A 13,522-nucleotide genomic window follows, 5' to 3' on the forward strand; every position below is an offset into this window, starting at 1 on the left:
CGGGATATGCTCCAGTTCGGCGTTCGCCTTTGACGGGGGGCGGCGCGATGCTTCACAACTGTCACCATATTGTAACACGGTTGCCGGATGCGATAACGACCGATGCTTGAAACGACAGAGACAGACGGCGAGGACGGCCCCGCCCGCCCGGCGCCCGAGGGATGCCCGGGCGACGACTGCCGCTACTTCAACCGCGAACTGAGCTGGCTCGCCTTCAACGAACGCGTGCTGGCAGAGGCGAGCAACCGCGATTACCCGCTGCTGGAACGGCTGCGCTTCCTGTCGATCTCGGGCAGCAACCTCGACGAGTTCATGATGGTGCGCGTCGCCGGGCTTGCCGGGCAGGTGCGCCGCCAGATCGAGGAAATCTCGATCGACGGGATGACGCCGTCGCAGCAGCTTACCGCGATCCACGAGAAGGTGCTCGAGCTCGAGATGGAGCAGCAGCGGTCGTGGGCCGAGCTCAAGGACCTGCTCGCCGACCAGGGAATCCGCATCATCGGCGACGAGCGCCTCGATTCGCCGCGCGAGCGGTGGCTTAAGGAATTCTTCCTCGAACACATCATGCCGGTGCTCACCCCGCAGGCGATCGACCCGGCGCACCCGTTCCCGTTCGTCGCCAACCAGGGCATGGGCGTCCTGTTCTCGCTGAGCCGCGTCTCGGACGACGAGCCGGTGATGGAGATGGTGCTGATCCCGCCCGCGCTGCCGCGTTTCGTGCGCGTGCCGGGGGACGAGGCGGTCTACATCAGCGTCGAGGACCTCGTCTGCCGCCACGCCGAATCGATCTTTCCCGGCTTTCGCGTCCACGGCCATGGCGTGTTCCGCATCCTGCGCGACAGCGACATCGAGATCGAGGAAGACGCCGAGGACCTCGTCCGTCACTTCCGCTCGGCGATCCAGCGCCGGCGGCGCGGGATGGTCATCGTGCTGCAACTGCAGGGCAAGTTCGACCCGGCGGCCGAGGAACTGCTGCGCAACCAGCTCGGCCTCGACCGCGCGCTCGTCATCAAGACCGGCGGCCTCATCGGCATGACCGGGCTTTCGGTGATCGTCGACGAGGACCGCCCCGACCTCAAGTTCGAGCCGTACTCGCCCCGCTATCCCGAGCGCATCCTCGAGCATGACGGTGACTGTTTCGCGGCGATCCGCGAGAAGGACATCGTCATCCAGCACCCCTACGAAAGCTTCGAGGTGGTGATCGATTTCCTGCGGCAGGCCGCGTCCGATCCCGACGTCGTCGCGATCAAGCAGACGCTCTACCGCGCGGGCAAGCAGTCCGCCGTCATCGCCGCGCTGATCGCGGCGGCAGAGGAAGGCAAGTCGGTCACCGCCGTCGTCGAGCTCAAGGCCCGCTTCGACGAGGAGCAGAACCTGATGTGGGCAAGCCAGCTCGAACGGGCGGGCGTGCAGGTGATCTACGGCTTCGTCGACTGGAAGACGCATGCGAAGGTCTCGCTCGTCGTGCGGCGCGAGGGCGAGGGATACCGCACCTACTGCCACTTCGGCACCGGCAACTACCACCCTGTCACCGCGCGCATCTATACCGACGTGTCGTTCTTCACCGCCGACCCCAAGGCCGGGCGCGACGCCAGCCGGCTGTTCAACTTCATCACCGGCTATGTCGAGCCGCGCCGCACGGAGATGCTGTCGATCTCCCCCATCGGCCTGCGCGACAAGCTCTACGAACGCATCGACGTCGAGACCGCGAACGCAAGCAACGGCAAGCCAGCGCAGATCTGGGCGAAGATGAATTCGCTGACCGATCCCGACCTGATCGACAGGCTCTATGCCGCCAGCAATGCGGGGGTGGAGATCATCCTCGTCGTGCGCGGCATCTGCTGCCTGCGACCCGGCATTCCCGGCCTGTCCGAAAACATCACGGTCAAGTCGGTCATCGGCCGCTTCCTTGAACACAGCCGCATCTGGGCCTTCGCCAACGGCGCGGACCTGCCCAACCGGCGGGCCAAGGTCTACATCACCTCGGCGGACGGGATGAGCCGCAACCTCGACCGCCGGGTCGAACTGCTCGTGCCGATGCGCAACCGCACGGTTCACGACCAGGTGCTCGGCCAGGTGCTGCTCGCCAACCTGCTCGACAACGAACAGAGCTGGCTGCTGGCGCCCGACGGGCACTACGAGCGCACCGATCCGGACGACAATCCATTCAACGTGCACCGCTATTTCATGACCAACCCCTCGCTCTCCGGACGTGGCGGCGCGCTGTCGAGCGGACGAAAAGTTCCCAAACTTGCACTGAGGCGTGGAAACATCTGACCGCCCGCGCCCGTTCGGATGGACAGGCATACCCGCAAGCAGGCAGGCATACCCGTCATGAACGACAGCCACGCGATCATCGACATCGGATCGAACACGGTGCGCCTCGTTGTCTATGGCGGCCCGCCCCGCGCGCCGGCCGTGCTGCTCAACGAAAAGGTCACGGCAAGGCTCGGCCGCGAACTGTCGCAGACCGGTCGCCTCCCCGAGAAAGGCGTGGAAGTCGCGCTTGAGGCGCTCACCCGCTTTGCCGCGCTCGTCAGGCTCATGGACGTGCGCCACGTCGACGCGGTGGCGACGGCGGCGGTGCGCGATGCCGCGAACGGCCCCGAATTCCTCGCCGCCGTGCGCGATCTAGGCTTCGAGCCGTCGCTCCTGTCGGGGATCGAGGAAGCCTGCATCAGCGCGCTCGGCGTCATTTCCGCTTTCCCCGAAGCCGACGGCGTCGCGGGCGACCTGGGCGGCGGCAGCCTCGAGCTGACCGCGCTGGGCGGCGACGAATGCGAGCATGCGGTCAGCATGCCCTTCGGCACGCTGCGCCTGCCCGACCTTCGCGAGGGCGGTGCGGCGCAGTTCGGCGCGACGGTGCGCAAGGCGCTGAAGAACGCGAAGTTCAGCTACGGCAAGGACCTGCCGTTCTTCATCGTCGGCGGATCGTGGCGCGCGCTTGCCCGCTACGCCATGCAGATCCGCGGCTGGCCGCTCGACGACCCGCACGGCTTCGAACTCACCGCCGGGGAAGCGCTGGCGGTGTGCAAGCCGCTCTCGCGCGGCAAGGTCGAGGAGAGCGTGACCGGCATTTCCTCCTCGCGCATGGCGAGCCTGCCCGACGCGGCGGCGCTGCTCGAGGTGCTGGTGCGTCAGATCGGACCGTCCTCGGTCATCTTCTCGTCCTGGGGCCTGCGCGAGGGCCTGCTGTACCGCCGCCTCGAACCGAGCCTGCGGCGGCAGGACCCGATGCTCGCCGGGGTAAGCGCATTTGCCGGCCAGTTCGGCATCTCGCCCTCGACCGCGACGATGGTGGCGGGATGGACCTCCGACATCAGCGAGAGCAGCAACGAGAAGCTGCGGCTCGCCGCCGTGATGCTGGCGCTGGCATCGATGCGCAACGAGCCGAACCTGCGCGCCGAACTCGCCCGCCGCTGGGCGCTCGGCAAGCGCTGGATCGGCCTCGACGCACGCGGCCGCGCACGGCTCGCGATGGCGGTGCTGGCCAACGCCGGCGAATGCGCGATTCCCGAGGAATTCTCGGTCCTCACCAGCGAAGAGGAACTGCACGAGGCGGTCGGATGGGGCCTCTCCACCCGGCTGTGCCGCAAGCTGACCGGCTGCTCGGCCTCGGCCATCGCCAACACCGCCCTGAGGCGGGAGGACGACCGGATCGTACTCTCGCTGCGCGAACCGGCGCAGGCGCTGTACGGCAACGCGGTCGCCAAGGACCTCAAGCTGCTCGGCGAATGGTTCGGTTGCGATTACGAGGTCGAGACCCTGACCGCCGACGCGCTGCTGGATTAGCGGTACGGGGGACGTTGCCTGTACCGGGTCTGGCACCGGGTTTCCTGTTTGATCGACTTGCGTCGATTGCGGTGTGTTTTTGATCGACTTGCGTCGATGACGGCACCGGCCCTAGTCGAGCAAACTCACCGATTCCGCGATGGCGGCGATGCCGCGCTTTCCCTCGATGCGGTCGAGCTGGACCACGATATCGATGACCGAGGCCGCGTATTCGAGCGTTTCGGCGCGGGTCAGGCCGATGCCGGTCTGCATCGCCATCAGCCCGATCTGGTCGAGCGCGCCGCGCGGTGTGTTGGCGTGGACGGTGGAGAATGATCCGGGGTGCCCGGTGTTGATCGCGCGCAGGAAGCTCACCGTCTCGCCGCCGCGCAGTTCGCCCAGCACGATCCGGTCGGGCCGCAGCCGCAGCGCCGCCTGCAGGAGGTCGTTGGCCGAAACCTTGGCCTCGCCCAGCTCGCCCTTCACCGCGATCAGGCCGACGCCGTTCGCGCCGGGCAGCTTCAGCTCCGCCGTATCCTCGACAAGGACGACGCGCTCGTCACCGGGGATTTCGTGGAGCATGGCGTTCAGGAAGGTGGTCTTGCCGGTCGAGGTGCCGCCCGAGATCAGGATCGTGCGCCGCCGCCGGATCGCCTCGCGCAGGAAGGCGATGGGTTCGGCCATCGCGCTTGGCATCGGCTCTTCGGGTTGCGGCACGATCGGGCCGCGGTCGTAGGCGTCGAGCGGCAGTTCGAGCAGGCGGTGCCGCCGGATGGCGAGCGCCCAGTGCGAGCGCGTCGCGGGCGGGCCGACGAGCTGGATGCGCGCGCCGTCGGGCAAGGTTGCGGCCAGCAGCGGATGTTCGCGGTTGATGCCCTGGTGACTGACCCGCGCGACCTGCTCGGCCAGCCGCTGGAGCAGCCGGTCGTCGAGTTCGGGAAGGTCGATGCGCTGCATGCCGGGATGCGCCGCGTCCTCGACCCACAGCTCGCCGGGACGGTTGACGAGAAGCTCGGTCACGGTCTCGCGCTCCAGCCATTGGCGCAGCGGCGCGAGGTAGGCATCGAGGTAGACGCTGCGCGGCACCTGCGCAGGCGGCGACATCGCCGCGCCCTCGGCCTGCGGCTGCAGGGGCGTGACCGTTCCCGTCATCACGAGACTTTCGAGAAATCGAGGTCCTTGGCAGTGAACACGCGGATCGGCTCGCCCTGACGGACGCGCACGGTCGGGCCCATCTGGCCGTTCTGCTGGACCGCCGCCGCTGCCGCCGACTGGCCGCCGCCCGCGATCACCACCCCGGCGTTGCCGGTAAGCGTGGTCAGGCCGCCGATGACCGAAAGCAGCATCGCCGAGCCGAAGCGCTGGAAGAAGTGGCTGTTGACCTTGCCGGCAAGGCCCGTCTCGCCGCCGAAGCCAATCGCGGGCGAGGCAAGGTCTACCGACACCCCGTCGGGCCGGATCAGCCGCGTCCAGATCACGAACGCGCGCTTCTGCCCAGCCTGCAGCCCGCTCTTGTACTGCCCGATCAGGCGCGAGGAGCGCGGGACGAGGACGCGGGTGCCGTCGAACGAGCGCACGTCGGTGCTGACGACGGCGCGCACGTAGCCGGGCACGTCGGTGTTGATCGCGGTTTCGAGCACCGCCGGGATCAGCGTGCCCTGCGTGACCGTGGTCTTCGGATCGAACGAGGCGCTGGCGGTCGCGGTGGTGCCGGTGCTGACGCCGAGGCGCGCGGCGAAATCCTCGTTGCTGCTGCCCTTGCCGAGTTCTCCGGGCGCGGCTGGCGAGCCTGCCGAGGGACCGGGAAGCGCGCTGGCGTCGAAGACCACGGTGGGCGAGGACAGCGGATTCGCGGCCTGCGCCGGGCCGACCGCGTTCTGCGGCGGGTTCGAATAGACGGGGCTGGGCGCGGGCGCCGCCGGGGACGAGACGCGCGGCGTGTTCGGTATGTTCTGCGGCGCGGCCTGAGGGACCTGCGCCGGGGCCGGGGCGGGAACCGCCGCCGCCTGCTGCGGCTGCGCCTCGCCCGTGTTGCCGTTGCGCGCGGCGTCCATCGACCACAGCGTCACAGCGCCGAGCGCCGCGACGATGAGCACGCCGGCGGCCATGCCCAGCCCGTCGCCCTTCTTGCGCTGGCTGACCTGCGGCAGGACATTGCGGGTCGAAAGGTCGATGACTTCCGCGCCCTCGCCGCCCTGGCCCTCGCGCGGGTCGCGGTCGTTGGCCGGGTCGAGGCGGCCCGTGCGGACCTTGCCGATGGGTTTGGCGTTCAGCATGGCTCAGTTCCCCCTGCCGGGATTGGGTCCGATATCGGCGGCGGCGACTGCCGGTCCGCCGCCGTTGCGCGCGCGTGACGGGCCTGCCGCCGGGCGCGGTCCCGCGTGGCGGAGCTCCGCCCTTGCCTTGCCGGTGCGCAGCACGATTAGGTCGGGCACGTCGTCGATCACGATGGTGCCTTCGCGCACCGCGAAGTTGACCGGCCCTTCCTCGCCCTTGTCGTTGACGACGAGGATCGCGGGCAGCGCGCGGTCCACGCCCCAGACGAGGTACGTTGCGTTGCCGTCGTCGTAGATGCGGTCGGGCACCAGCTTGGCATCGCCCTTCTTGCGCCAGGCGAAGTTCATCTGCGCCGGATCGACCGGCTCGAGTCCCGGCTCCGCTCCGATCGCGCCCGCCTCGGCCGAATTGAGCGCGGCAAGCGAGGGATCGGGCTGCGCGTCGGGCCGCTCGGGCTGGTTCTCGTAGGTGAAGCGCAGCATGTAGACGGGCCTGGCGCTCGCCGAGGCGACGAGGTCGAAGAAATAGGTGTGCCGGTCGGTGATGACTGTCATGTTGGTGCGCGCGTTGGGGCCGAGCGGCTTCACGAACAGCGTGTCGGCGCGCTTGTTGGGCGTGATCTGCCACTTCTCCGAATCGCCGACCGCGACGTTCTCGATGTGCTCGCCGTCGCCGAAGACGACGGTCGCCTGCACGCCCGCCTTGCCCTCGATTCGCACGACCTCGTCCTGGTCGAACTCGTGGTGGACGAGACGCGGGTCGCGGTCCTGTGCAGAGGCGGGCGCGGCAGCGAGCAGTGCTGCGGCGGCGCAGGTTGCGGCAAGGATGTTGCCACGGATCATCGGATCATCTCCCTGGAAGCTCTCGAACCGGCGCCTGCAGAGTGGGCGCGGAAACGGCTGCCGATCCCGCGCGCGCGCTGGCGGGCGATGGGAGGCAGCGAACTCGATTGCGGCGCGGCGGCATGCGTGACGACGGTGCGCCGCTCGGACGTGCGCACCGCGCCCTGCTGGCCCTGCACGGTCTCGACCGCCGGGCCGCTCGCCGATGCAAGCGCGCGTGCGCGCTGTGCCGAACCGCCCGACGCGGCGGCAACGGACTGGCCCTGCGCGGTTTCGGTGACGGTGTGCGTCGAGATCGGCGGGGCGGCGCGGTCCGTTACAGGCTTTTCGCCAAGGCCGAAGACCTGCCAGCCCGAGACGATCGCGGTCGCGACCTTGATGACCATGATCATCAGCGCGCAATGCACCGACGCGATGAGGAACAGCGCCATCGCCGCGCGGCCGTTGATGCCTTCGAGGCCCCCGAGCGCGCTGATCACGGGCGCGGCCATCTCGGTGGTCAGGCCGCCGCCGAGCACCACGAACAGCGGCACGATGGCGGTGAGGACGACGCCGCGCAGCCAGCCGGCGGTCAGCCCGCGCGTGCCCGAGAACAGCGCGAAGACGACGAAGACCGGACCGAGCGCGAGCAGCACGGCAAGCGCGATGCGGGCGGTGACGAGTATGCCGACGGTGCCGAGAAGCAGCAGCAGCGAGGCAAGCCACATGAGGTTCGAGGGCGTGAACGTGCCGCCTTCCCCTTGCGCCTGCCCTTCGGTGCCGCCACCCGCCAGCTTAGATATTTCCTCGATCGCGGCGAAGATGATGTCGATGCGGTCGGCGAAGATCTGCGTCGCCGATCCTTTCGCGCCCATCAGGATGCCCGCGATCTGGTCCGGTCCGCCGACCGCGAGGTTCCAGACGACGCCCTGGTAGGCGATCCAGCTCGTCGCGAAAGTCAGGACGAGGCCGAGCGTCAGCATGCGCGGGGTCAACGCCGAGATGCCGAGCGTGGCGCGCCCGGTCAGCAGCGAGATCGCGAAAAAGGCGATGTAGAGCGTCAGCAGGATGGTGAGCACGGGCGCGAGTGCGCCGCCCGCGCCGAACAGGCGTCCGAAGGCGGCGGCGGTCATCTCGCCCGCCATGCAGTCGACCGCGCGCAGCGCGGGCGCTGCCCCGGCGGATGCGCCGGCGACAAGGGCGTCGCAGCTCACTCTGCAGCCTCGGTCCAGAGCGCGTCGTCGCTTGCCTCGCCCGGCCACATCTCGCCGGTGAGCGCCGGGTACCAGGCGGCGGGCGCCTCGCCGTATTCCTCGCGCAGGCGGTCGAGCTTGCGCACGGTGCTTTCGCGGCCCGACAGGACCTGCAGCACCTCGGGCATGCCCGAAAGGTCGAGCCGGACGACGACCGAGCTGTCGGACTGACGGATGAGGAAGCAGCGCGAATGCGCGGGCAGCGAGCGGATCACGTCGAGTTCGTGCTGCGACAGGCCGAAGCCGTCGCAGTAATCCTCGGCCCTCGCGCGCGAGTTAGGCATGAACAGCATCGTCGCGGTCTGCTCGACCAGCGCGGTCGCGATCTTCGAATCGAGCGCGTCGCGCGCCGACTGCGTGGCGAAGCCGACGAGCGCGTTGCGCTTCCTGAGCGTCTTGAGCCAGTCACGGATGCGCGCGGCGAACACCTCGTCGTCGAGCGCCTTCCAGCCCTCGTCGATCAGGATCATCGTCGGTTCGCCGTCGAGGCGCTCCTCGATCCTGTGGAACAGGTACATCATGACCGGCGTGCGCAGCCGCGGGCTTTCGAGAAGCGCGGTCATGTCGAAGCCGAGCACGCGCGCGGAAAGATCGAGCCGGTCCTCGTCGTTGTCGAACAGCCAGCCATGCTCGCCGCCCTCGATCCAGGCCTCCAGCCGCGAGGCTAGATCGCCCGGCTGCGGGCGGCGCGATCCGGCAAGCAGTTCGCGGAAATGAAGGAGCCGGCGCAGCGAGGCATCGTTGGCATAGGCTGCGTCGACCGCGCCGGCGATCGTCGCGCTCTCCTCCGCTCCGTCGGCCTTGAGCAGGACGCACAGCCAGTCGCGCAGGAAGGCGCGGTTGGCGGGCGTGTCGGGCAGCGCGAGCGGGTTGAAGCCGGTGGGGTGCCCCGCCGCGATGCGGCTGTAGGTGCCGCCGATGCCGCGCAGGAAGACTTCCGCGCCGCGATCCTTGTCGAACAGGATCGTGCGCGGGCTGAACTTCTGCGCCTGCGCGGCAAGGAAGTTCATCACCACCGTCTTGCCCGAACCCGACGGGCCGATGACGGTGAAGTTGCCAAGATCGCCCTGGTGGAAATTGAAGAAATAGGGCGTCGAGCTGGTCGTCTGGAACAGCGTGACCGCATCGCCCCAGTGGTTGTCGGTCGCCTGCCCCATCGCGAAGCCGTGCAGCGAGCCGAAGCACGCCATGTTCGCCGAGGAGATGAGCGCGCGGCGCACGATGTAGCCCTCGTTGCCCGGAAGCTGGCCCCAGAACGAGGGTTCGAGGTTGACGTCCTCGCGCACCGCGACAGCGCCGGCATCGGCCAGCGCGGCGGCGCACGACGCGGTTGCGTCGTCGAGCGCCTCGAGCGTGCCGGTGCGCACGAGGACCGAGAGGTGGTGATCGCCGAACGCGACCGCGCCGGTGCCCAGCGAATCGCGCGCGGCCATCATCTCGCGCCGCTCGGCCATGGCCTCCTCGTCGGCGGACTTCAGGCGGCGGATGGCCAGGTCGATGCGCTCGCGCGAAAGCTGGCGGTCGGACGGCGCGTAGCTTTCGGTCAGCACCAGCTCGCACGGCAGCCGCAGCAGGCTGTCGGTGAGGCCGGGCGCGGTGAAATCGGGATAGTCCTTGAGGCTGACCATCGCCGCGAAGCTCGCCCCCGAACTGCCGCGCAGCTCGAGCGCGTCGAGGCCGAACGACGCGCGGCGGTAGGGCAGCATGTGGCCGATGTCGGTGCCGTCGGACGGACGCCGCACCGGGCGCATCTCACCGTTGTACAGCGCCGAGAGCAGTTCGAGCACTTCGGAGCATTCGCCCGCCGGGGCATCGTAATCGCCGAGCAGGCGCGCGCCATAGGGCGACAGCGCGGCAAGCAGCGAAGTAGCGGCAGCGCGAAGGGCGCGCACGTCGCCGATATCGGCCTCGATCGCGGTGTCGCGCTTGCGCTTCATCCGGCGCGAAAGCTTCTCGGCCCAGCCCGCCTTGCCGCGCGCGGGGCGGCGGACGAGAGTGACGAACTGGTCGTTCACGAACAGCGCGCCGCCCGCCATCTTCTCGCGCCAGCGCGCATCGATGTGGGCCGCGAGCGAATCCTCGAACTCGGCATCGAGCTCGACATCCACGCGGCGGCGGATGACGTGGTGGTACATGACGAAGCGCGAATCGAGCACCGAGCGCAGCAGCACTTCGCGCGTCGCGGCATGGGCGTTGAGTTCCTCGGCATCGGCGGTCTCGAACGCCAGGCCGGGCACCATGAGCGAGAGCATCACCGAACCGTCGCGCAGCAGCACGACGTTCTGGTCGACCAGGGCGAGGTAGGGAAGCCGGTCTCCTGCCAGCGCTTCCTTCTTCGCCCAGCCGCCAAGGTCCCCTATGGCGAGCTTGCCCATGTCCCGTCGCCCTCCTTCAGGCGGAGTAACTGTTGCAGCCCCATCGCTGCCAGTTCTTCACGCGCGGACACTTGCTGACCCTGGTGATCCAGAGGTCGAAGACCCGCGGTTCGCGCAGGCACGCAAGGTAGCCCACGCCGTGAATCGCAAGCGCCGCCGGCAGCGCGAGGAAGCTCTTCGTGATGAGGAAGATCTCGGTGGTGACGGCGGCGTTGATGATGAAGAAGCTGTACGTCACGCCCGCGAACATCTGCGGGCGGGTAAGCGCGCGATGGACCGGGAAGCGTGACAGGTCCACGAAGCCTCAGCCCGCGGTGGCCTGGATGCCCGACACGATCGCGCCGGCACCGAACAGGATGAAGCAGCCGATGATGACGGTCGCGCCGAAGCGCCAGTTCATCCGGCCGGTCAGCATCATGAAGCCGACAGCGGCGACGGCCATGACCGCAACGGCGGTGGCGACGTTGCCGAGCAGCGTGCCCTGCAGCCAGCCGAGCGCCGACACGATCGGGCCGGAACCGGCAGGATCGCCGCCCTGCACCGCCTGCGCAGCGGCAAGCTGCGGAAAAATCGAAAGAAAAATGGCCGCCATCGCGCTCGCGAAACGGCCGAATCCTGTTTTGGTACGAATCATCGCGCCCTCCATTGGGGCGCAATGCTCCGGTTACATGACAGCCTTGTGACGGTCCGGTCGCGCAGCGGCGCGGACCGCGAAAGGCTTTATATTATAGGCCGGCTCAGCGCGCGGCGAAGGTGCGCTGCGTCGCGAGCGAGCGGATCGCCAGCGTGGCGGCGCGCTTCGAGTCCATCCAGCGGCCGTCCGACAGCTCGAGGTCGTAGCGCCTGTCGCTGTTGGCGGCAGCGAGGTAATATTCCATCGCCTTTTCGTTCTGGCCCATCCGCTTGTGCGCGGTGCCGAGGTTGATCAGCGCGGAAGGATCGTCGGCCGCCAGTTCGTCGTTGGCGCGGATCGTCTCGATGGCATCGGCGGCCCGGCCCTGCGTCAGTTCCTCGAAACCGACGTCGGTCTCGGCATAGACCGGCTCGTCGAAGCCCGGGACACTGATCGCCTGCAGCATCATCGCTGCGATCATCGTGGTGGCAGGCATGGCATCATCCTTTTTCTCGTTATCGTTGCAATGTCCGGGAGTTTCCGCCCGAAACACATCGATTACAAGAAAATGCCGCAACTGTCATAAAAGTGCAATGTTGGCGTGAACCGCCCTGATTCGGGCGAGTCCGGACACGTCCCTCGCTCTCGTCATGCGATGGTCGCACGAATGTTACAGTTCGTGTCATTCAACCGAAAACAAACTGTCACGGAGCCTCTCTACACGGCGAAACCGCGACGGCGGAGTCGCCGCGTCGTTCGACCTTCAAGGGGGACTCATCGTGAAGAATATCCATGGCTTGCTGCTCGTCGGTTGCAGCGCCCTAGCGCTCGCCGGCTGCGGTCCGAGCGAAATCGCATCGCCCGGTACCGGCGGTGACGTAATCATCAACAACCCGGCTCCCACGCCGACTCCGACCCCGACGCCGACGCCGACCAGCTCGCTGGTCACGCCCGCGAACGGCTGCCCCACCATTGCCGACGCGCAGGGCCTGACCGACGAGGGAACGATCTCCGGCCCGACCGGCGAGTACCGCGTCTGCGCCATGCCGGCGCGCTTCAATGCTTCCTCGACGCTGCCTTTCGTCGAAGGTCTCGTCTACCGCATGCCGGGTCGCGTCGACGTCGGCACCGACGGCGGCCCGACCGCCGACGATTCGGACGGTCTGAGCGACACCGACGTCACCCTGACGATCGAGCCGGGCGCCATCGTCTATGCCAGCGGCTCCTCGTTCCTGATGGTCAACCGCGGCAACCAGATCCAGGCCAACGGCACCATGTCGCGCCCGATCATCTTCACCAGCCGCGACAACATCCTCGGCCTCAACAACGCGAACTCCTCGGGCCAGTGGGGCGGCGTCGTCCTCGGCGGCCGCGCTCCGGTCACCGACTGTATCGCGCCGAACGCCACGCCGGGCACGATCAACTGCGAACGCCAGGTCGAAGGCGCGGCGCAGCCCGCCCTGTTCGGCGGCGCGACTCCCGACGACAGCTCGGGCAGCATGACCTTCGTCCAGATCCGCTACTCGGGCTTCGTCCTTTCGGGCGACAACGAGCTGCAGTCGCTGACCACCGGCGGCTCGGGCTCGGGAACCACGCTCGAGAACATCATGAGCTACAACAGCTCGGATGACGGCGTCGAATTCTTCGGCGGCCGGGTCAACGTGAAGCGCCTGATCGTCGTCGGCGCCGAGGACGACTCGCTCGACACCGACACCGGCGTCAAGGCCAACATGCAGTACGTGATCGCGATCCAGCGCCCCGGCGCCGGCGACACGATCATCGAGGCCGACTCGTCCAACGCCGCGATCGAGGACACCCCGCGCCAGAACACGCAGATCTCGAACGCGACCTTCGTTCACCAGAACGACGCCGCCTCGCAGGTCGTGCGCATCCGCGGCGGCGCCGACTACGCGCTGGTCAACACGGTCATCGCGGCGCCGAACTCGACCTGCCTGCGCATCGACGATCCGGAAACGATCCGTGCGGCCAACTCCGGCCTCGACGACGTCGGCCCGCCGGTGTTCGAATCGCTGGTCCTGGCCTGTGCCGATCCGTTCCGTTCGGGCGGCGACGTCACCGAGCAGGAAACGACCGACATCTTCAATGCCGGCTCGAACAACAACGCGAGCTTCACCAGCACGCTGACCAACCTGTTCATCAACGGCAGCAACGAAGCGGGCGTCGCGGTCTTCGATCCGACCCAGCTTTCGAGCTACTTCGATGCGGTGAACTACATCGGTGCGGTCCGCGACAGCTCCGACACCTGGTACCAGGGCTGGACCTGTGACTCTGCCACGGTGAACTTCAACGGCGGCAGCGCCTGTACCTCACTGCCGGTCTACTGACCTGACAGTAAATTCGGGGGGAGGCGCCGGCCGCGTGCTGGCCCTCCCCTCTCGTTTTTCCGCCGGC

Annotated in this window: 11 protein-coding genes; 3 read left to right on the forward strand and 8 right to left on the reverse strand. The window is 68.2% G+C overall.

Annotated elements, in window-relative coordinates:
• Positions 1 to 102 precede the first annotated feature (102 nt).
• Both FHS75_RS12265 and FHS75_RS12270 read left to right on the forward strand, forming a co-directional pair.
• Complete coding sequence (locus FHS75_RS12265) at positions 103 to 2,277, forward strand: RNA degradosome polyphosphate kinase (RefSeq protein WP_179407978.1); 2,175 nt, start codon at positions 103 to 105, stop codon at positions 2,275 to 2,277.
• Between the two features lie 57 nt (positions 2,278 to 2,334).
• Positions 2,335 to 3,792 carry a Ppx/GppA family phosphatase gene (locus FHS75_RS12270; RefSeq protein WP_179407979.1) on the forward strand — a complete coding sequence of 486 codons (1,458 nt, stop codon included), beginning with the start codon at positions 2,335 to 2,337 and terminating at the stop codon, positions 3,790 to 3,792.
• 111 nt (positions 3,793 to 3,903) lie between these two features.
• Here FHS75_RS12270 and virB11 read toward each other — a convergent pair whose 3' ends face one another.
• The 8 genes from virB11 to FHS75_RS12310 all read right to left on the reverse strand — a co-directional run bounded on the left by virB11 (position 3,904) and on the right by FHS75_RS12310 (position 11,606).
• Complete coding sequence (gene virB11, locus FHS75_RS12275; protein WP_179407980.1) at positions 3,904 to 4,923, reverse strand: P-type DNA transfer ATPase VirB11; 1,020 nt, start codon at positions 4,921 to 4,923, stop codon at positions 3,904 to 3,906.
• Positions 4,923 to 6,047: a TrbI/VirB10 family protein gene (locus FHS75_RS12280; RefSeq protein WP_179407981.1), complete on the reverse strand. Its 1,125-nt coding sequence runs from the start codon at positions 6,045 to 6,047 to the stop codon at positions 4,923 to 4,925. The genes virB11 and FHS75_RS12280 overlap by 1 nt, the downstream gene beginning before the upstream one ends.
• 3 nt (positions 6,048 to 6,050) lie before the next feature.
• Positions 6,051 to 6,890 carry a TrbG/VirB9 family P-type conjugative transfer protein gene (locus FHS75_RS12285; RefSeq protein WP_179407982.1) on the reverse strand — a complete coding sequence of 280 codons (840 nt, stop codon included), beginning with the start codon at positions 6,888 to 6,890 and terminating at the stop codon, positions 6,051 to 6,053.
• Complete coding sequence (locus tag FHS75_RS12290; protein ID WP_229735584.1) at positions 6,887 to 8,083, reverse strand: TrbL/VirB6 family protein; 1,197 nt, start codon at positions 8,081 to 8,083, stop codon at positions 6,887 to 6,889. The genes FHS75_RS12285 and FHS75_RS12290 overlap by 4 nt, the downstream gene beginning before the upstream one ends.
• On the reverse strand, positions 8,080 to 10,497 hold the full coding sequence (locus FHS75_RS12295; RefSeq protein ID WP_179407983.1) for a VirB4 family type IV secretion/conjugal transfer ATPase: 2,418 nt from the start codon (positions 10,495 to 10,497) through the stop codon (positions 8,080 to 8,082). The genes FHS75_RS12290 and FHS75_RS12295 overlap by 4 nt, the downstream gene beginning before the upstream one ends.
• 16 nt (positions 10,498 to 10,513) lie before the next feature.
• Positions 10,514 to 10,795 carry a VirB3 family type IV secretion system protein gene (locus FHS75_RS12300; RefSeq protein WP_179407984.1) on the reverse strand — a complete coding sequence of 94 codons (282 nt, stop codon included), beginning with the start codon at positions 10,793 to 10,795 and terminating at the stop codon, positions 10,514 to 10,516.
• Positions 10,796 to 10,801: 6 nt separating this feature from the next.
• Positions 10,802 to 11,089 carry a TrbC/VirB2 family protein gene (locus tag FHS75_RS12305; protein ID WP_179408131.1) on the reverse strand — a complete coding sequence of 96 codons (288 nt, stop codon included), beginning with the start codon at positions 11,087 to 11,089 and terminating at the stop codon, positions 10,802 to 10,804.
• Between the two features lie 145 nt (positions 11,090 to 11,234).
• Positions 11,235 to 11,606 carry a tetratricopeptide repeat protein gene (locus tag FHS75_RS12310; protein WP_179407985.1) on the reverse strand — a complete coding sequence of 124 codons (372 nt, stop codon included), beginning with the start codon at positions 11,604 to 11,606 and terminating at the stop codon, positions 11,235 to 11,237.
• Between the two features lie 283 nt (positions 11,607 to 11,889).
• Between FHS75_RS12310 and FHS75_RS12315 the strand changes: the two genes are divergently transcribed.
• Entirely contained in the window at positions 11,890 to 13,455 is a 1,566-nt protein-coding gene (locus tag FHS75_RS12315) for a hypothetical protein (RefSeq protein WP_179407986.1), read from the forward strand.
• Positions 13,456 to 13,522: the final 67 nt, after the last annotated feature.

Source organism: Novosphingobium marinum (assembly GCF_013408095.1).
Classification (GTDB): domain Bacteria; phylum Pseudomonadota; class Alphaproteobacteria; order Sphingomonadales; family Sphingomonadaceae; genus Novosphingobium; species Novosphingobium marinum.

Bases quoted from the DNA above. Each gene is read 5' to 3' on its own strand.
- FHS75_RS12265 (WP_179407978.1), top strand. From the start codon at position 103: ATGCTTGAAACGACAGAGACAGACGGCGAGGACGGCCCCGCCCGCCCG.
- FHS75_RS12270 (WP_179407979.1), top strand. From the start codon at position 2,335: ATGAACGACAGCCACGCGATCATCGACATCGGATCGAACACGGTGCGC.
- virB11 (WP_179407980.1), bottom strand. From the start codon at position 4,923: ATGACGGGAACGGTCACGCCCCTGCAGCCGCAGGCCGAGGGCGCGGCG.
- FHS75_RS12280 (WP_179407981.1), bottom strand. From the start codon at position 6,047: ATGCTGAACGCCAAACCCATCGGCAAGGTCCGCACGGGCCGCCTCGAC.
- FHS75_RS12285 (WP_179407982.1), bottom strand. From the start codon at position 6,890: ATGATCCGTGGCAACATCCTTGCCGCAACCTGCGCCGCCGCAGCACTG.
- FHS75_RS12295 (WP_179407983.1), bottom strand. From the start codon at position 10,497: ATGGGCAAGCTCGCCATAGGGGACCTTGGCGGCTGGGCGAAGAAGGAA.
- FHS75_RS12305 (WP_179408131.1), bottom strand. From the start codon at position 11,089: ATGGCGGCCATTTTTCTTTCGATTTTTCCGCAGCTTGCCGCTGCGCAG.
- FHS75_RS12310 (WP_179407985.1), bottom strand. From the start codon at position 11,606: ATGCCTGCCACCACGATGATCGCAGCGATGATGCTGCAGGCGATCAGT.